The organism is Burkholderia sp. SIMBA_051 (genome assembly GCF_046534915.1).
Lineage (GTDB): Bacteria > Pseudomonadota > Gammaproteobacteria > Burkholderiales > Burkholderiaceae > Burkholderia > Burkholderia ambifaria.
Genome location: NZ_JAWRXS010000594.1, coordinates 1 through 253, shown reverse-complemented (window position 1 = coordinate 253; position 253 = coordinate 1). Strand labels below are relative to the sequence as shown.

Below are 253 nucleotides of genomic sequence, written 5' to 3'. Positions count from 1 at the left end.
CCCCTCTTTGCCTTCCGGGCTGGCCATGCCTATGAACTCCATCGCCAGCGAGGCATCGAATATCGGGCCGGCCTGTCGTAGCCAGTTGTTCAGCGCGTGCTTGGTCCAGCGGATGGCGCCGGGCGCGCCATCGGCCAGTCGGGATGCAAGTTCGACGGCTTTGGCTTCGACCTCCGAGTCTTCAAGCGCCAGAGAGATTAGATTCATGCGCTCAGCTTCCTCGCCGGTGAAGCTGTCTGCGGTAAGCAAATAG

General features: G+C 61.3%; 1 protein-coding gene. It reads right to left on the bottom strand.

Annotated features, from left to right (window positions below; genetic code table 11):
• Positions 1–253: enoyl-CoA hydratase-related protein (locus tag SB771_RS35860; RefSeq protein ID WP_410722150.1), on the bottom strand; the 253-nt coding region annotated here is incomplete at both ends.